The sequence below is a fragment of the Cupriavidus alkaliphilus genome (assembly GCF_014191175.1).
Taxonomy (GTDB): Bacteria; Pseudomonadota; Gammaproteobacteria; order Burkholderiales; family Burkholderiaceae; genus Cupriavidus; species Cupriavidus alkaliphilus.
Genome location: NZ_JACHWE010000001.1, coordinates 866,900 through 883,676, shown reverse-complemented (window position 1 = coordinate 883,676; position 16,777 = coordinate 866,900). Strand labels below are relative to the sequence as shown.

The 16,777-nt window shown below is 69.2% G+C and carries 21 protein-coding genes; 8 read left to right on the top strand and 13 right to left on the bottom strand.

What is annotated here, in order from left to right; translation table 11 throughout:
- Positions 1-28: 28 nt before the first annotated feature.
- Genes FHX60_RS04240 through FHX60_RS04225 form a run of 4 tightly spaced genes read right to left on the bottom strand, consistent with a single transcriptional unit; the run spans position 29 to position 4,010 of the window.
- Positions 29-895: a carbohydrate ABC transporter permease gene (locus tag FHX60_RS04240; protein WP_092309462.1), complete on the bottom strand. Its 867-nt coding sequence runs from the start codon at positions 893-895 to the stop codon at positions 29-31.
- Positions 888-1,781, bottom strand: a complete 894-nt coding sequence (locus tag FHX60_RS04235) for a carbohydrate ABC transporter permease (RefSeq protein WP_375790523.1) — start codon at positions 1,779-1,781, stop codon at positions 888-890. Before FHX60_RS04235 ends, FHX60_RS04240 begins: the two co-directional genes overlap by 8 nt.
- Positions 1,778-2,884: an ABC transporter ATP-binding protein gene (locus FHX60_RS04230; protein ID WP_183282611.1), complete on the bottom strand. Its 1,107-nt coding sequence runs from the start codon at positions 2,882-2,884 to the stop codon at positions 1,778-1,780. Before FHX60_RS04230 ends, FHX60_RS04235 begins: the two co-directional genes overlap by 4 nt.
- 1 nt (position 2,885) lies before the next feature.
- The gene (locus tag FHX60_RS04225) at positions 2,886-4,010 is read right to left on the bottom strand and encodes an ABC transporter ATP-binding protein (RefSeq protein ID WP_183282610.1); all 1,125 of its coding nucleotides are present in this window, start codon (positions 4,008-4,010) and stop codon (positions 2,886-2,888) included.
- Between the two features lie 157 nt (positions 4,011-4,167).
- Here FHX60_RS04225 and FHX60_RS04220 point away from each other — a divergent pair, with 157 nt between their 5' ends.
- Positions 4,168-4,938, top strand: coding sequence for a DeoR/GlpR family DNA-binding transcription regulator (locus FHX60_RS04220; RefSeq protein ID WP_092309468.1), 771 nt, complete (start codon positions 4,168-4,170; stop codon positions 4,936-4,938).
- 145 nt (positions 4,939-5,083) lie between these two features.
- Here FHX60_RS04220 and purU read toward each other — a convergent pair whose 3' ends face one another.
- Positions 5,084-5,950, bottom strand: a complete 867-nt coding sequence (gene purU, locus FHX60_RS04215; protein WP_092309471.1) for a formyltetrahydrofolate deformylase — start codon at positions 5,948-5,950, stop codon at positions 5,084-5,086.
- 120 nt (positions 5,951-6,070) lie between these two features.
- Positions 6,071-6,946, bottom strand: coding sequence for an NUDIX hydrolase (locus FHX60_RS04210; RefSeq protein WP_183282609.1), 876 nt, complete (start codon positions 6,944-6,946; stop codon positions 6,071-6,073).
- A gap of 56 nt (positions 6,947-7,002) precedes the next feature.
- Between FHX60_RS04210 and glpK the strand changes: the two genes are divergently transcribed.
- The 4 genes from glpK (at position 7,003) to FHX60_RS04190 (ending at position 11,191) form a co-directional block, all read left to right on the top strand.
- On the top strand, positions 7,003-8,574 hold the full coding sequence (gene glpK / locus FHX60_RS04205) for a glycerol kinase GlpK (RefSeq protein WP_112774004.1): 1,572 nt from the start codon (positions 7,003-7,005) through the stop codon (positions 8,572-8,574).
- Positions 8,575-8,653: 79 nt separating this feature from the next.
- Positions 8,654-10,258 (top strand): glycerol-3-phosphate dehydrogenase/oxidase, encoded by a 1,605-nt coding sequence (locus FHX60_RS04200; RefSeq protein ID WP_183282608.1) that lies wholly within the window; start codon positions 8,654-8,656, stop codon positions 10,256-10,258.
- Positions 10,259-10,330: 72 nt separating this feature from the next.
- A complete protein-coding gene (locus FHX60_RS04195) occupies positions 10,331-10,708 on the top strand; it encodes an MliC family protein (RefSeq protein ID WP_183282607.1) in 378 nt (125 codons plus the stop codon).
- Positions 10,709-10,810: 102 nt separating this feature from the next.
- Positions 10,811-11,191: a hypothetical protein gene (locus FHX60_RS04190; protein WP_012353264.1), complete on the top strand. Its 381-nt coding sequence runs from the start codon at positions 10,811-10,813 to the stop codon at positions 11,189-11,191.
- A 41-nt stretch (positions 11,192-11,232) separates the two neighbouring features.
- On the opposite strand, the gene FHX60_RS04185 is transcribed toward FHX60_RS04190, so the two are convergent.
- From FHX60_RS04185 to FHX60_RS04160, 6 genes are all read right to left on the bottom strand, one after another.
- Entirely contained in the window at positions 11,233-11,517 is a 285-nt protein-coding gene (locus FHX60_RS04185) for a hypothetical protein (protein ID WP_092309486.1), read from the bottom strand.
- A gap of 104 nt (positions 11,518-11,621) precedes the next feature.
- Entirely contained in the window at positions 11,622-11,846 is a 225-nt protein-coding gene (locus FHX60_RS04180; protein WP_012353266.1) for a hypothetical protein, read from the bottom strand.
- 113 nt (positions 11,847-11,959) lie between these two features.
- The gene (locus FHX60_RS04175) at positions 11,960-12,400 is read right to left on the bottom strand and encodes a YXWGXW repeat-containing protein (protein WP_112774000.1); all 441 of its coding nucleotides are present in this window, start codon (positions 12,398-12,400) and stop codon (positions 11,960-11,962) included.
- A gap of 138 nt (positions 12,401-12,538) precedes the next feature.
- Positions 12,539-12,742 (bottom strand): hypothetical protein, encoded by a 204-nt coding sequence (locus FHX60_RS04170; protein ID WP_092309492.1) that lies wholly within the window; start codon positions 12,740-12,742, stop codon positions 12,539-12,541.
- A gap of 68 nt (positions 12,743-12,810) precedes the next feature.
- Entirely contained in the window at positions 12,811-13,215 is a 405-nt protein-coding gene (locus FHX60_RS04165; RefSeq protein ID WP_183282606.1) for a lysozyme inhibitor LprI family protein, read from the bottom strand.
- Positions 13,216-13,272: 57 nt separating this feature from the next.
- A complete protein-coding gene (locus FHX60_RS04160; RefSeq protein ID WP_183282605.1) occupies positions 13,273-13,734 on the bottom strand; it encodes a CopD family protein in 462 nt (153 codons plus the stop codon).
- Positions 13,735-14,042: 308 nt separating this feature from the next.
- Between FHX60_RS04160 and yfiR the strand changes: the two genes are divergently transcribed.
- Genes yfiR through yfiB form a run of 3 tightly spaced genes read left to right on the top strand, consistent with a single transcriptional unit; the run spans position 14,043 to position 16,437 of the window.
- Entirely contained in the window at positions 14,043-14,645 is a 603-nt protein-coding gene (yfiR, locus tag FHX60_RS04155) for a regulatory sequestration protein YfiR (RefSeq protein ID WP_092309501.1), read from the top strand.
- Positions 14,642-15,907 carry a diguanylate cyclase DgcN/YfiN gene (gene dgcN, locus FHX60_RS04150; protein WP_183282604.1) on the top strand — a complete coding sequence of 422 codons (1,266 nt, stop codon included), beginning with the start codon at positions 14,642-14,644 and terminating at the stop codon, positions 15,905-15,907. Before yfiR ends, dgcN begins: the two co-directional genes overlap by 4 nt.
- 8 nt (positions 15,908-15,915) lie before the next feature.
- Positions 15,916-16,437: an outer membrane lipoprotein YfiB gene (yfiB, locus tag FHX60_RS04145; protein ID WP_183282603.1), complete on the top strand. Its 522-nt coding sequence runs from the start codon at positions 15,916-15,918 to the stop codon at positions 16,435-16,437.
- A 7-nt stretch (positions 16,438-16,444) separates the two neighbouring features.
- Here the strand turns inward: yfiB and FHX60_RS04140 are convergent, their stop codons facing one another.
- Positions 16,445-16,717 carry a hypothetical protein gene (locus FHX60_RS04140; RefSeq protein WP_112773994.1) on the bottom strand — a complete coding sequence of 91 codons (273 nt, stop codon included), beginning with the start codon at positions 16,715-16,717 and terminating at the stop codon, positions 16,445-16,447.
- Positions 16,718-16,777: the final 60 nt, after the last annotated feature.

Genomic DNA, 16,777 nt, shown 5'->3' with positions numbered 1-16,777 from the left:
TGGCGCCGTCTCCCAGCAAAGGCTTGCGTTAAACGCGGCCCATCGCGAAGCCCTTCGCGATGTAGTGCCGCACGAACCAGATCACGATGCCGCCGGGCACGATGGTCAGCACCCCCGCCGCGGCCAGCACGCCCCAGTCCATGCCCGATGCCGACACCGTGCGCGTCATGGTGGCGACGATGGGCTTGGCGTTGACCGAGGTCAGCGTGCGCGCCAGCAGCAACTCGACCCAGCTGAACATGAAGCAGAAGAACGCGGCCACGCCGACGCCGGCCTTGATCAGCGGCAGGAAGATCGTCAGGAAGAAGCGCGGGAACGAGTAGCCGTCGACATAGGCGGTCTCGTCGATCTCGCGTGGCACGCCCGACATGAAGCCCTCCAGGATCCACACCGCCAGCGGCACGTTGAAGACCAGGTGCGCCAGCGCCACGCCCAGGTGCGTATCCATCAGCCCGATGGTGCTGTAGAGCTGGAAGAACGGCAGCAGGAACACCGCCGGCGGCGTCATGCGGTTGGTCAGCAGCCAGAAGAACACATGCTTGTCACCGATGAACTGGTAGCGCGAAAAGGCGTAGGCGGCCGGCAGCGCGACGCCAATCGAGATCACGGTGTTCATCGCCACGTAGATCATCGAGTTCAGGTAGCCCGAATACCACGACGGATCGGTGAAGATGGTCTTGTAGTGCTCCAGCGTGAACTGGCCCGGCCACAGCGACAGCGTCGAGACGATCTCCTCGTTGGTCTTGAACGACATGTTGACCATCCAGTAGATCGGCACGATCGCGAACACCAGGTAGGCCAGCAGGAAGCCGGCGCGCCACCAGGCGGCGCGGTTGGCCTGCGCGGGGATTGCGGTGGGGATCACCGCAGGAACTGCCGAAGAGATCTCAGCCATGGGGCATGTCCTCGCCGCCGGCGGTGCCCGCGCGCTGCATCCAGTTGTAGAGGATGAAACACATGAGCAGGATGATCAGGAAGTAGACGATCGAAAACGCCGCCGCCGGGCCCAGGTCGAACTGGCCGACCGCTTTCTGCGTCAGGTATTGCGACAGGAAGGTGGTGGCGTTGCCGGGTCCGCCGCCGGTCAGCACGAACGGCTCGGTGTAGATCATGAAGCTGTCCATGAAGCGCAGCAGCACCGCGATCATCAGCACGCCGCGCAGCTTGGGCAGCTGGATATAGCGGAACACCGCCAGGCGCGAGGCGCCGTCGATCTGCGCGGCCTGGTAGTAAGCGTCGGGGATCGCGCGCAGGCCGGCGTAGCACAGCAGCGCCACCAGCGGCGTCCAGTGCCAGACGTCCATCACCAGCACCGTGATCCAGGCGTCGAAGGCGCTGCCGGTGTAGTTGTAGTCGAAGCCCAGCCCTGCCAGCGCGGCGCCGAGCAGGCCGATGTCGGTGCGCCCGAAGATCTGCCAGATGGTGCCGACCACGTTCCACGGGATCAGCAGCGACAGCGCGATGATCACCAGCACCGCCGACGCCTTCCAGCCCCGCGCCGGCATCGACAATGCCAGCAGGATGCCGAGCGGGATCTCCACCAGCAGCACCGCCAGCGAGAAGCCGAGCTGGCGCAGCAGCGCGTCGTGCAGTTCGCCGTCGCGCAGCACGGTGCGGAACCATTCGGTGCCGACGAACACGCGCCGCTCGGGCGAGATGATGTCCTGCACCGAGTAGTTGACGATGGTCATCAGCGGCAGGATGGCGGAGAATGCCACGCACGCCACCACCGGCAGCACCAGCAGCCAGGCCTTCTGGTTAACGGGCTTCAGAGGCTTCATGGCACCAGCTCCTCGTTGACGTAGTAGCAGGTATGCCGGTTGAACACCGACAGCCACGCGGTGTCGCCCGCGCGCAGGCCGGCCGCCTCGGCGCCCAGGCGCGCGCGCAGCGTGCCGGCCTGCGCGCCCGCCTCCTGCACCGTGCCGGTCAGCAGCCAGTAGGTGCCGATATCCTGCGCACGCTGCACTTGCACCGGCACCGCCTGCGTGTCGCGCTCGGGCGCCAGTTGCAGGTATTCGGGGCGCACCCCGATGCGGAAGCTGCCGGCCGCGCGCAGCGCCGCTTCCACCGGCGGCGACAGCTGCGGCATATAGCGCCGCCCGGCCACGTCGATGGCGCCGTCGCGCCATTGCCCCGACAGGAAATTCATGCCCGGCGAGCCGATAAAGTGCCCGACGAAGGTATGCGCGGGCCGCTCGAACAGCGCATCGGCCGGCCCTACCTGCACCGCCTTGCCGCGCGACATCACCACCACCTGGTCGGCAAAGGTCAGCGCCTCGGTCTGGTCGTGGGTGACGTAGATCAGCGTCAGGCGAAACTCATGGTGGATCTCCTTGAGCTTGCGCCGCAGCTGCCATTTGAGCTGCGGGTCGATCACCGTCAGCGGCTCGTCGAACAGGATGGCCGACACGTCCTGGCGCACCAGCCCGCGCCCGAGCGAGATCTTCTGCTTGGCATCGGCGGCCAGGCCGCTGGCGCGGCGCCCGAGCGTTGACGACAGGTCCAGCATCTCGGCCACACGCCCGACCCGCTCGCGCACCTGCGCCTCCGGCACGCCACGGTTGCGCAGCGGGAACGCCAGGTTTTCGCCGACGGTCATGGTGTCGTAGATCACCGGGAACTGGAACACCTGGGCGATATTGCGCGCCTGCGGCGTGGCGCCGGTGACGTCGCGGCCGTCGAAGGCGATGGTGCCGTGCGAAGGCCGCAGCAGCCCGGAAATGCAGTTCAGCAGCGTGGTCTTGCCGCAGCCGGAGGGGCCCAGCAGCGCATAGGCGCCGCCGTCCTCGAAGGTGAAGCGCAGCGGCAGCAGCGCGTAGTCGTCGTCGGTACGCGGATGGGGCACATACGAGTGCGCCAGGTCCAGGTCGATGCGCGCCATCTCAGCCTCCTGCCGCCGCCGCGGCGGCGCCGGGCACATCAGCCGCCAGCCCGCCGGGCCGGCGCGGCGCATGGATGCGGCGGCCGTCGGCGTCGAACAGGTAGAGCTGTTCGGGCAGCAGGTGCAGCGTCACCGGCGCGCCCAGTTCCAGGTCGAGCACGCCCGCGAACTGCGCCACCAGGTTGCCGACCGCGGTATCGGCGTGCACGAAGGTGTCCGAGCCGGACAACTCGGCCAGCGCCACGCGACCCGGCACCGCGACCGCGCCGGTCTCGCTCGCCAGGCGCAACGCGGAGGCGCGCACGCCAAGCGTTACCGGCCCGTCCTGTGCCGCCACGCCGGGCACGGGCACTTCGATCGCTCCCGGCAGCGCCACTTTGCCGCCCCCAAGCCGGCCCTCGACCAGGTTCATCGGCGGATCGTTGAAGGCGCGCGCCACGCGCAGCGAGTCGGGATAGTGGAAGACCTGCGGCGTCGGGCCGTACTGCAGCAGCTCGCCCGCATCGAGCACCGCGGTGTGCCCGCCCAGCAGCAGCGCCTCGCCGGGCTCGGTGGTGGCGTAGATCACGGTGGCGTCGCCGTGCGCGAACAGCTGGGTCAGCTCTTCGCGCAGCTCCTCGCGCAGCTTGTAGTCCAGGTTGACCAGCGGCTCGTCCAGCAGCATCAGCGGGGCTTCCTTGGCCAGCGCGCGGGCCAGCGCCACGCGCTGCTGCTGGCCGCCGGACAGCTCGGCCGGATAGCGCTCCAGCAGGTGGTCGATATGCAGCCGGGCCGCCAGCTCGCGCACGCGCCCGGCGATCTCGCCGGCCGCCGCCTTGCGCCGCAGCCGCAGCGGCGAAGCGATGTTGTCGAACACCCTGAGTGACGGGTAGTTGATGAACTGCTGGTAGACCATCGACACATTGCGCTCGCGCACAGGCATGCCGGTGACATCGTCGCCGTCGACCAGCACGCGCCCGGCGCTCGGCCGGTCCAGCCCCGCCATGACCCGCATCAGCGAAGTCTTGCCCGCCTGCGTCGCGCCCAGCAGGATGGTGACCGCGCCCGGAACCGGGGCCAGCGTCATCGGATAGAGATACGCCTGCGAACCTGCCTGCTGTGCGACGCCTTCCAAACGTAGCTGCATCCGGTCTCCATGTTCGATATGCTGCCGGCATCACGGCTTGCGTTCGATGCAGGCGCACCAATCTTGGCTTCACGCTCGTTTTAGCAACAAAACGAACAGAAAACAATAGTGCACCGCATCATTTTGTTTTCGTTTGTGTTTGAACTAGAATCCCGGCATGACCCTCAATCCCCGCCAGACGGCCCTGCTCGAAGAAGTCCGCACCCAGGGCTTTGCCTCCATCGACGAACTTGCGCGCAAGTTCGGCGTCACGCTCCAGACGGTGCGCCGCGATGTCAACATGCTGGCCGAGAACGGCATGCTGGCGCGCTTCCATGGCGGGGTGCGGGTGGAAGACTCCACCACCGAGAACATCGCCTACCGGCAGCGGCAGGTGCTCAATGCCGAGGGCAAGGCGCGCATCGCGCGCGCGGTGGCGGCGGCCGTGCCCGAGGGCTGCTCGCTGATCCTGAACATCGGCACCACGGTGGAAGAGATCGCGCGCGGGCTGGTGCACCATCGCGGCCTGCGCGTGATCACCAACAACCTGAACGTGGCCAACATCCTCGCCGACAACCCCGACTGCGAAGTCATCGTCGCCGGCGGCGTGCTGCGCTCGCGCGACCGCGGCATCGTCGGCGAGGCGACGGTGGAGTTCATCCGCCAGTTCAAGGTCGATATCGGGCTGATCGGCATCTCGGGCATCGAGGCCGACGGCACGCTGCGCGACTATGACTTCCGCGAGGTCAAGGTGGCGCGGACCATCATCGAGCATTCACGCGAGGTCTGGCTGGCGGCGGATGCCAGCAAGTTCAACCGCCAGGCCATGGTCGAACTGGCGCATGTGTCGCAGGTGGACCGGTTGTTTACCGACGCGCCGCTGGCGGCGCCGTTCGATCAGATCCTGGCCGACAGTGGGGTGAAGTGTGTGGTGGCCGAGCGGGAGTGAGTGCGCCCGGATGCGATATCGGGCTGCCCCGCTGGCGCGGGCACGGCGGGCGGTGAAGTTTGCCTACCTGATGCGGCAGGCCTGCCCCCTGCGCCGGTGCCTCCCCCACCAGCGCGCGAGGGAAGCAAAGCGGAGGGAAGAAGGATTACTTGAACACCACGGTCTTGTGGCCGTTCAGCAGGATGCGGTGTTCGGCATGCCACTTGACCGCGCGCGCCAGCGCCACGCACTCGACGTCACGGCCGACGGCGGTGAGCTGGTCGGGGTCCATGCTGTGGTCCACGCGCTCGATCTCCTGCTCGATGATCGGGCCTTCGTCGAGGTCGGCGGTGACATAGTGCGCGGTGGCGCCAATCAGCTTCACGCCGCGGTCGTGCGCCTGGTAGTACGGCTTGGCGCCCTTGAAGCTGGGCAGGAACGAATGGTGGATATTGATCGCGCGGCCGGCCAGCTTGCGGCACAGGTCGTCCGACAGCACCTGCATGTAGCGCGCCAGCACCACCAGGTCGATCTTCTGCTCCTGCACCACGTCGAACACGCGCGCTTCCTGCGCGGCCTTCTGCTCGGCCGACGCGTTCATCAGCGGCAGGTGGAAGAACGGCACGTCGTACGACGCCGCCAGCTGGTAGAAGTCGCGGTGGTTCGAGACGATGGCCGCGATCTCTACCGGCAGCCCGCCCGCCTTGGCACGGAAAAGCAGGTCGTTCAGGCAATGGCCGATCTTCGACACCATGATCATCACGCGCGGCTTCACCGTGGCATCGTTCAGTTCCCACTGCATGCCGAACTGGTCGCCCACCGGGGCGAACGCGGCCTTCAGCGTGGCCAGGTCGGGACCACCGGCGGCCGGGGTGAAATGCACGCGCATGAAGAAGCGGCCGGCGAACTCGTCCCCGTACTGGTCGGAATCGACAATATTGCAGCCGTGCTGGAACAGCAGGCCCGAGACAGCGTGGACGATGCCCGGCTGATCAGGGCACGAGAGGGTCAGGATGAATCCGGTGTTGCTCATGGTGTGTGGTTCTGTCTGGGTGGCGCGGCGCAGGGCCGGGGAAGCCAGGGGGGCTCGGTCAGTGCAATGGTCGATACGGCAAGCAATGCCGGGACAAGCGGCGATGGACCCTGTGGCGGCTCAGTCGTGCTGGCCGGCATCGAGCCAGCCACGCCGTCCAAGGGCATCCAGCGTCACCAGTGTCGCATCGACCGTCATGGCGCCGGCCGACATGATAGCAAGCAATGGCGCCAGCTCGATGCGCCGGTGCTCGCTGACCTCGCCGTCCTGGTTGCGCGGAATGAAGTCCGGCGGCAGCAGCAGGTCGTAGACGTAGAGCTGCTCCCACTGCACGCCTTCGGGCAGGTCGCGCAGCACTTCGATCATGCCGTGCGCCTGCACGTCCCGCGCCAGTTCGGGCGGGATGCCGGACTCTTCCTCGCATTCGCGCACCAGCGTCGCCAGCGGATCGCTGCCATGGGGCATGCCGCCGGCGACCAGGTTGTCCCACATGCCGGGGTCGACGGCCTTGGCCGGGCTGCGGCGCGAGATCCAAAGGGCCGGCGGGTCGCCCGCAGCGCCCTCGACGATGCCGTTCATGTGCGAGGCAAAGGTCAGCAGGCCCAGGAAGCGGGCCGCGGCGCGCTCGACCACCGCGACCGCGGGCGCGTCGAGCGCGGCCGTGACCGCGAACAGCTCGTCGCGCCAGCCGCGCACATGGCCGGCGTCGGCCAGCCGGCGCGCCAGCGTTTGCAGCGCGGCAGTGCGCGCGCCGAAATCGTCGCAGCCGGGCAGCAGGGCCACGGCCACGGAGCCATCGCCGAGCGCTTGCTCCGGACCCAGCACGGCGCCGATGCCGCGCAGGATGCCGGCATGCGTGCGCGAAAGCCAGCCGACCTGCCGGCCGTCCGCCATCAGGCGCAGCTTGGCGGCGGCATCGAAGCCGCTGCGCACCGCCAGCGAGGCGGCGATCCGTGCCGTGACCTCGGCGGCCGGCAAAGAAGACGTTTCAGCCATCAGGATTCCATGCACCGGCCACGCCGGCGCGCAATGTCATTGTCAGGATCGAACGCATGAACCAGCCCGCCGCGCAGGCGCAGCGCCCTGCCCCGTCCCAGCTTCCCGCCGAGCCGCAATACGTGCTGGCGCTCGACCAGGGCACCAGCAGCTCGCGCGCCATCCTGTTCGACCGTGCCGGCAACGTGGTGCGCCTGGCGCAGCGCGAGTTCCGCCAATATTACCCACATCCCGGCCATGTCGAGCACGATCCCTACGAGATCTGGCAATCGCAGCTGGCGGTGGCGCACACGGTGCTGGCCGACGCCGGCATCGGCGCCTCGCAGGTGCGCGCCATCGGCATCACCAACCAGCGCGAGACCACGGTGCTGTGGGACCGCAAGACCGGCGAGCCGGTCGGCCGCGCGCTGGTCTGGCAGGACCGCCGCACCGCGCCGATGTGCGAGGCGCTGCAGGCCGCGGGCCACGGCGAGCTGTTCCGCGAGAAGACCGGCCTGGTCATCGATGCCTATTTTTCCGGCACCAAGCTGCGCTGGATGCTCGACAACATCGAAGGCGCGCGGGAGCGGGCGCAGCGCGGCGAGCTCGCCTTCGGCACCGTCGACAGCTGGCTGATCTGGCAGCTGACCGACGGCGCGCGCCATGTCACCGACGTCTCCAACGCCTCGCGCACGATGCTGTTCAACATCCACAGCTTCGAGTGGGACGACGCGCTGCTGGCGCTGCTCGACATCCCGCACGCGCTGCTGCCCGAGGTGGTGCCCTCCAGCGGCGAGGTCGCACGCACCGCGGCGCGGCTGTTCGGCATGCCGATTCCGATTGCCGGCATCGCCGGCGACCAGCAGGCCGCCACCTTCGGCCAGGCCTGCCTGGTGCCGGGCATGGCCAAGAACACCTACGGCACCGGCTGCTTCCTGCTGATGAATACCGGCGCGCAGCCGGTCACGTCGCGCAACCGGCTGCTGACCACCATCGGCTGGCAGTACCGCGGCCAGACCCAGTATTGCCTGGAGGGCGGCGTGTTCATGGGCGGCGCCACCATCCAGTGGCTGCGCGACGGCCTGAAGATCATCCAGAGCGCGCCCGAGGCCGAGGCGCTGGCGCGCCAGTGCGAGGACAGCGGCGGCGTGGTGCTGGTGCCGGCCTTTGCCGGGCTGGGCGCGCCGCACTGGGACGCCTTTGCGCGCGGCACGCTGGTCGGCATGACGCGCGGCACCGGCCGGCCGCAGATCGCACGGGCGGCGCTGGAATCGATCGCGCTGCAAAGCGTGGACGTGCTCGACGCCATGCAGAAGGACGCCGGCATCGCGCTGGCCGAGCTGCGCGTGGACGGCGGCGCCTCGCGCAGCGACCTGCTGATGCAGATGCAGGCCGACCTGCTCGGCACCCCGGTGGTACGGCCGCGCGTGACCGAGACCACGGCGCTGGGCGCCGCCTACCTGGCGGGCCTGGCCACCGGCTACTGGAGCGACCCGGTGCAGATCGCGCAGCAATGGCAGGTGGAGCGGCGCTTCGAGCCCAACCTGTCGGCCGACGAGCGCGGCCACCGGCTCGCGCGCTGGCACCGGGCGGTCGAGCGCGCACGCGACTGGGCGCGCGAGGACGACGCCGGCGCCGGCCACGGCTGACACCGGCCGGTCAAACCCGTCCCGTGCAGCGCGCGGGCCACCCCAACACCTTAGCCAGCACCCACCACACACCAGCGTCATGCACAGCCTTCCCACCCCGATCCAGCCACCCGGCCGCGCCGCCCTGCTCGCCACCCTGGAGCGCGAGCCGCGCTGGGACGTGATCGTCATCGGCGGCGGCGCCACCGGCCTGGGCACGGCAGTCGATGCCGCCTCGCGCGGCTACCGCACGCTGCTGGTCGAAGCCGCCGACTTTGCCAAGGGCACCTCGAGCAAGGCCACCAAGCTGGTGCACGGCGGCGTGCGCTACCTGGCGCAGGGCAATATCAGCCTGGTGCGCGAGGCACTGCACGAGCGCGGCCTGCTGGCGCGCAACGCGCCGCACCTGGTGTGGGCGCTGGGCTTCGTGGTGCCGGCCTACCAGATGTTCGACCAGCCCTTCTACGGCATCGGCCTCAAGCTCTATGACATGCTGGCCGGCAACCTCAACCTGTCCGGCAGCCGCTGGCTGAACCACCGCGAGGTGCTGGAGGCCGCGCCCAACCTGGCCGAACATGTCGGCGGGCGCCCGCTGCGCGGCGGCAACCTTTACTTCGATGGCCAGTTCGACGATGCGCGGCTGGCGGTGACGCTGATGCGCACCCTGTTCGACGTCGGCGGCACCGCGCTCAACTACATGCGCGCGACCGGGCTGAGCCAGCAAGGCGGCGTGATCAGCGGCGTCACGGTGCAGGACGCGCTCGGCGGCGCCACCTTCCGGCTGCGCGCCGACTGCGTGATCAATGCCACCGGCGTGTGGGTCGATGCCATCCGCCAGATGGAAGACGGTCATGCGCGCACCATGGTCGCGCCCAGCCAGGGCGTGCACCTGACGCTGCCGCGCAGCTTCCTGCCGGGCGACCGCGCCATCCTGATCCCCAAGACCGATGACGGGCGGGTGCTGTTCGTGGTGCCCTGGAACGGACACACCATCGTCGGCACCACCGACACGCCGCGCCGCGACCTGCCGCTGGAGCCGGATGCAGGGGCCGACGATGTCGATTTCATCCTGGAAACGGCGTCGCGCTACCTGGCCAAGGACCCCACCCGCGCCGACGTCACCAGTGTCTGGGCCGGCTTGCGGCCGCTGGTGCGGGCCACCGGCGAAGCCTCCACCGCATCGCTGTCGCGCGAGCATACGATCCTGGTGTCCAAGGCCGGACTGATCACCGTCACCGGCGGTAAATGGACCACCTACCGCAAGATGGCCGAAGACGTGATCGAGACCGCGATCCAGCGCCAGATGGTGCGCGCGGCGCCATGCGTGACCGCTGAGCTGCCGCTGCACGGCGCCGCCGGCTTGCCGGCCGACCTGCCGCCGCCGGATTCGGGCTCACCGGACCGCTACTACGGCAATGAACTGAGCCTGCTGCGCGCGCTGCCGGGACACGACCGCATGCTCGCCGGCGCGTCCGGCCTGACCGAGGCCCATGTCCGCTTTGCCGCCCGGCATGAGCTGGCGCGCCGGGTCGAGGACGTGCTGGCGCGCCGCAATCGCGCGCTGTTCCTGGACGCCCGCGCGGCCGTCGATGCGGCACCGGCGGTGGCCGCGATCCTGGCCGAAGAATTCGCCGAGGATGAAGCCTGGCAAGCACGCGAGGTGGAAAGCTTCCGCGCGCTCGCCGCCGGCTACATGCTCGACTGATCGCTGGGCGCAGCGGCGCTGCCTCGATCCGGCTCCTTCAACCCGAACACCGACTCTCGACCCGACCACACCATGTCCGATCGCCTGATCCTGTCCCGCACCCGCATCGCTGTCCTGCTGGCCGTCCTCGGTGCCAGCACCGCGGCCCAGGCCGCCCGCGCGCCGGGCATCGACGGCGTGCGCTTTCCCGAGGTGCGCACCATGCGCTACCAGTGCGACGGCGGCAAGACGCTGACGGTGCGCTATTTCAACAGCCCGGACAACCAGGCCGCGGTGTTCCGCATCGAAGGCAAGCCGGTGCTGGCGGTCAGCACGGTGTCGGCGTCCGGCGCGCGCTATGTCGGCGGCCGCTACGAGTGGTGGACCAAGGGCGAATCAGGCACGCTGCGCGACCTGATGCAGCCGGAAACCGCCGCGCCCGCGCTGGCCAGCTGCCACGCCGGGCCATAAGCGGCAGGGTGCCGGCAGGGTCGCGGCACGGTCGCGCCGTGCCACCTTTTGAAGCCGCGGCGTTCCGGGCGATAATGCGGGGATTGAATCAGGGAGAACACCATGGACGAGATTGAAGATCTGTCCGATCTGCCGATGCCCCGCTTTATCTGGGGCTTCGCCGTGATCGCAGGCAAGGGCGGCGAGGTCATGCACGACGAGTTCGAGTATCTGACCCACACCCGCAGCCCGCGCTTCACCTGCCGCGTGGTCGAGCTGGAGGACATGCCGGCCGAAAGCGAAGAAGATGCCATCGACGGCCGCATCGTCCATGATGACGACCCGAGCCGCATGTTCTACATCACCGATGCCGGCATGGCGCTGGTCAACTTCCAGCTGTTCGACAAGATGCCGGACAAGCAGAAGTTCAAGCGCATCTGCGACGAAGCCATCGCCAACTGGATGCTGCGCCGCGAATTCCTCGACGACGAGGAAGAGGACTGAGACAACCCCGGGCCAGCGGCGGCGCGGCCGCCGTGCGGCGCTCAGGCCTGGCCCTGCTCCGGCGGCAGCGCGCCGGCCAGCACTTCATTGAGCAGCCCGGTCATGCCGCCCGGGTGATCGGCGGCCAGCGCCTGCAGGCGCTTCACCAGCGCGCCGTCGAGCTTGCACGCGAACGGCACCAGACCCTGCTCCTGGTCCAGCCGGCGCTGTTCGCGCCGGTCCGGACGGGTCGCGGCACCGGGAATGCCGCCCCGCCCCGCCGCCGCCTGCTTCAGGCTGTTGGCGATCTTCAGGCCCTTGTTTTTTTCCAGGTCCGTTTTCTTCACGGCAGTATCCGAAAGTCTGTAGAGGGCGGTATTGTACGCAGCCGCGGCAACCTGCGGCGCGCGCGCCGCGGGGCATCGGTCCGTGGCGGCTTGTTCGTCGCGGTTTATTCGTCGCTGACTTCGATCAGCTCGGCCGCCACCCGCTGGATTTCCGCATAGACCGGGATCGCGTCCATCGGGCCGGTGCAGCCCACCGCCGTGGCCTGGCTGGCATCGGCGCCGGGCGGCAGGAACACAAAGGCCATGCCCGGCTGCCAGCCGGGATGCTTGCGCAGGCTGTCGTTAAGGATGTCGAGATACTGCGCGCGCGTGAAGACGTGCCTTGCCATCGCTACCTCCGGAATCCGCTGCCGATGCGCCGCGCGGGCGCGGGTGTCATGGCGGGGATCGTAGCATGGCAGGGGTGTCCGGCGTCACCGTGCGGCGCCGGGCGGCGCGCTGGTCAGCACTCGCCCTTCTTGGCCTGGCCGGGGGGGCAATGGTTGCCCTTATCGCCCTTGCCGCCCTTGTCCTGGTGGCCTTTGTTGCCTTTGCCCTTGTCCTTGTACCCGCCCTGATCCCAGCGGCCCGGCACCAGCACCCAGCCGTCGCGCGACTGGATCCAGCGCGGCGACTCATAGACATAGCCGGGGCGCTCGCGCTCCCAGCGTCCCTTCTTCCAGGCATGCTTGCGGTGCTGATCGTCCCAGTCCCAGTAGCCCGGCATCCAGACATAGCCGGCGCGCGCCGCGGGTACGGCCTCGTAGATCGGCGCCGGCGGCGGCACGCCGATGGCAATGTTGACCGACACCTGGGCCATCGACGCCGCACTGAGGGTCAGGCCCGAGCCAAGCAACGCGGCCAGCAACAGCGCCCTGGCCGGGCGAAGCGCGCAATCCGTCATGGGAGTCCTTTCTTGTGGAGGAACATGCCCATAGTCTAGTGCGCCGTGGACCTCCGGCAAGGCAAGAATCGATATCGGCCGGTTATGGATGCCGGCACGCAACAGCCCGGTGCAAGCCCCGCTTGCGCGCGGGCGATGCTAGTGATCCTCGGCCATCGCCTTGAGCTGGGCCTCGCCGGCAACGCGCGCGGCATCGGAGGTGGTGAAGGTATCGTCCGACACGATCGCGCGCCTGACCTGCTGCGCGCTGAAATCCACCAGCGCGATGACCCATACGTAGCGCCCGGACTGGGGTGCGGTCTGCACGAAAGCCTTCAGGTTGTGGCGCGATTCATTGGCCATGATCCATCTCCGGTTGAGACGTGCCGCAGCACAGGGGGTCAGGCAACTCTAGCACAAGGCCTGCAAGCTCACCGGCCGGCGGCCTCGGTGGCAAAGGCGCGCAATTCGCGCACGCGCGCGGCGGTCATGTCCAGCAGGCAGGTCGCGCCGGCCACGCGCGCGGCGCTGCCGCCGGCAGGATTGGACACAAATGCGCAATTGGCCTGGCGGTACTCGAGCCAGACCCGCTGCGCCACCCGCAACTGTCCGGTGCGCGGCGCCTCGAGCCGCCGCAGCAGCGACTGGTAAGCGCTGTTCAACGCCGTATCCTGGACCCGCGACTCCAGCGCGGCGCAGTTGAGCATGTCGGCGGTCGACACGGCCTTGCCCATGCAGCGCTTATAGTCGGCGCTCAGACCGCCATTTTCTGCCGCGGCGGCGGGGATGACCGCCGCGGCCAGGCCGACGACGGCAACATATGCGAGAACGCGCATGGCAGCTCTCCGTTTGCGTGGTTGTGACAAGACGAATCGGACCGGTCGAGCGGGCGCTCAGGCGAGCCAGCGGCCCAGCGTCGCCACGGCGATATTGGCCAGCCCCAGCACGAGGTTGGTCCCTACCGCCTGCCGGATGCGGTTCAAGGCGGCACCGGCGCCTGGCCAGTCCTGCGCATCGACGGCCCGGCCCAGCACCCGATAAGGGCCGAACCACACGTAGCAGAAGATGCCGGCCATGACAACGCCGATGCCCAGCATCAGGTGCCAGTTCCGTGGTGCGCCCGCCATGCCCGTTGCCGCTATCATCGCGCCACCGCTCAGCAGGATCGCCACCACCGACGCCCACACCCATGGGAAGAACCGGGCAAACACGCCGCGCCACAGGCGCAGGCGCGGCGGCGGCTCCAGCAGGCTGCCGGCCACCGGCCGCAGGCACAGGTAGGCGAAGAACATGCCGCCGACCCAGACGGCGACGCCGGTCAGGTGCAGCAGGCGGAAAAGAGGATCGGCGATCATGGCGGCAGGGGCGAGTTGGACGAGTGGGGGCGATAGCCACATTCTAAGTGTTGTGTCCGCCACGGCGAAGCCTGGCATGCCGTCACAGCGCTCACGGCGGGGTTCAGGAAAACAACAACGGGGCCGATAAACATTTCGTATCACGCCGCGCCACGAGCCGGTCTGCGCAGAATCCCGCTCGTGCCGCCCGTTTTCGCCCGATCCACCGCAAGGCCCGGACGCTTGACCGCCCGGAACCCAGCCCCAGACAATACGCGCGGCCAGACCACAACACGCAACCGGCCGCCACGCCCCCTTCGTTCCAGACCATGGCGCCTGCCCCAGCCAGCCCCCCGCCGATACCGCCCGCTGCCCGTGCACGACCGCTGCTGCGCCGCGGCCTGACCGCGCTGTTGCTGGCCGTGACGCTGGCGGTGCTGCCGGCCATGCTGCCGCCCGCGGTGACCGCGCAGCCCGCGCCGCAGCGGGCCGACCTGGTCGCGCGCGTGGTCATCAGCCTGCTCGGCTACGCGCGCTGGCCGGTGGAGCGCGATCCCGTGCGGCTGTGCGTGGACAACACCAGCCGCTATGCGGCCCGGCTGAGAGAAGGCGGCACGCTCGCCAATGGCCGCACCGTGCAGACCCGCCAGGTCGACGTGCTGGCCGACATGCTGCACCCGGCGTGCGACGCGCTGTACGTGGGCACCATGAACGAACCGCGCCGCAAGCGCCTGTCGGCCGAGCTGACCGGCCGCCCGGTGCTGGTCATCGCCGAAGAAGACTTCGAGTGCGAGGTGGGCAGCATGTTCTGCCTCAACATCCGCGACAATCAGGTCTCGTTCCGCGTCAACCTCGACACCCTCGCCCGCAGCGGCGTGCACATGCACCCCGGCGTGCTGCAACTGGGCCGCCGCAAGGGAGCCCCGTCATGAGCCAGCCCCAGCCGGTGCGCGGACATGGCGCGCGCCCTACCCTCTACAGCGTGCTGCGCCGCATTCATCTGGGCGTGGCGCTGATCGCGGTATGCACGGCCGGCCTGGCGCTGACCGCGATCGGGGTCACCGCGCTGCGCGTCTACGCCGACCACAACGTGCGGCTGGTGGCGCGCTCCATCGCCTACACGCTGGAAGCGCCGGTGGTGTTCCGCGACCAGGCGGCCACGGCGGAGACGCTGGCCGCGATCGCGGCCTCGGAAGACATCGCCCGCGCCACCGTCTATGACCGCGACCACCACGTGCTGGCGGTATGGCAGCGCCCCGGCCAGGCGCCGCTGACCGGCCTGCGCCACGCGCTGGTCGAATGGCTGGGCACCGATGCCGTCGAGCAGCCCATCCTGCACCAGGCGCAACAGGTCGGCATGCTGCGCGTCAGCGGCGACCCGCGCAACCTGCTGCATTTCCTGCTACGGGGCGCGCTGGGGCTGCTGGCCTGCCTGCTGCTGACCGCTGTTGGCGCCCACTACCTGGCCAGCCGGCTGCTGGTGCAGCTTATCGAGCCCTTGCGCAACCTGATGCGGGTGGCCCACGCGGTCCGTTCCCAGCGCGATTTCGCGCAGCGCACGCCGCCGGCCAGCATCGCCGAGCTCAATGCCCTCAGCGAGGACTTCAACGGCCTGCTCGACGAGCTGCAGACCTGGCAGAACCAGATGCAGCACGAAAACCGCTCGCTCGCCCACCGCGCCAACCACGATGCGCTGACCGGGCTGCTGAACCGCGCCGCCTTCGTCGAAGCGCTGGAGCACGCGGTGCGCCACGCAGCCGCCAACGACGAATATGCCGCGGTGCTGTATCTCGACAGCGACGATTTCAAGCACGTCAACGATCGCCACGGCCATGCCGCCGGCGACGCGGTGCTGGTCGCGGTGGCCCAGCGCATCCGCGCCAGCCTGCGCAGCCGCGACACCGTGGCGCGCATCGGCGGCGACGAGTTCGCCGTGCTGGCCACCGCGCTGCGCGCGCCGGACGATGCGATCCAGATCGCCGAGCATATCCTGCAGGCCATGGCCAGCCCCATCGAACTGCCCGACGGCGGCGCGGTGCAAGCCTCGCTCAGCATCGGCCTGGCGGTCTTCCCCGTCCACGCGCAAGGCAGCCAGGCGCTGCTGCACGCCGCCGACGCCGCCATGTACGGCGCCAAGCGGCGCTCCGGCGGCATCTGGCAAAGCGCCGAGCCGCGCCTGGACGTCACGCAGTGAGAAACCACATGCCTGCAAGCCGCTCCCTGACCGATCACCGATTTCGCTGGCAGTCCTTGCTTGCCGCCGTCATGCTGGCCTGCCTGGCGCTGGCCGGCTGCCAGACCGCGCCGCCCGGCGGCCGGCTGTCGCCGGCGCAGCTGGCGGTGCTGCAGCAGGAGGGCTTCGCGCTGACTGGGGAAGGCTGGGTGCTGGGCCTCACCGACAAGGTGCTGTTCGGTTTCAACGAGGACCTGATCGAAGGGGAACGCGCCGCCAACGTGCAGCGCATCGGCCGCGCGCTGAGCGGCGTGGGGATCGAGCGCCTGCGCGTGGACGGCCATACCGACGACGCCGGCCCCGCGGAATATAACCAGTCGCTATCGGTACGGCGCGCCGAGGCAGTGGCCGCGCTGCTGGCCGATGCCGGCTTTGCCCGGCACAACATCGAAGTACGCGGATTGGGCAAGGCCCGCCCGGTGGCGGACAACCGCACTGCCGCGGGACGCGCCGAGAACCGGCGCGTCGCCATCATCGTCTTGGTGGAGTAGCAGCCGTTCAGTCGCCGAAGGGATTGGGCGCGCGGTTCTCCAGTGCCTCGTTCAGGTCGAACTCGTCGCGCACCTTGTCGACCGCCGCGCGCACACTGGCCGCATAGCCGTGCAGATTGTCGAGGGCCATGTCCCAGTTGCGGCCGCGCGCATCGCGTGGATGGGGCTGCGGTGACGGCACACGGATTTTGGCACCGTCTTCGCCGATTTCATCGATCTGCTGGATACGCCGGCTGACCTCGTCCTGCAAGGCACGCCGGCCGCGCTCACGCTTGGCCATGACTGACTCCTGGCTGAATCCCGATGCATCCTAGCACGCGTCGCGAGCGCCTTGCAGGCG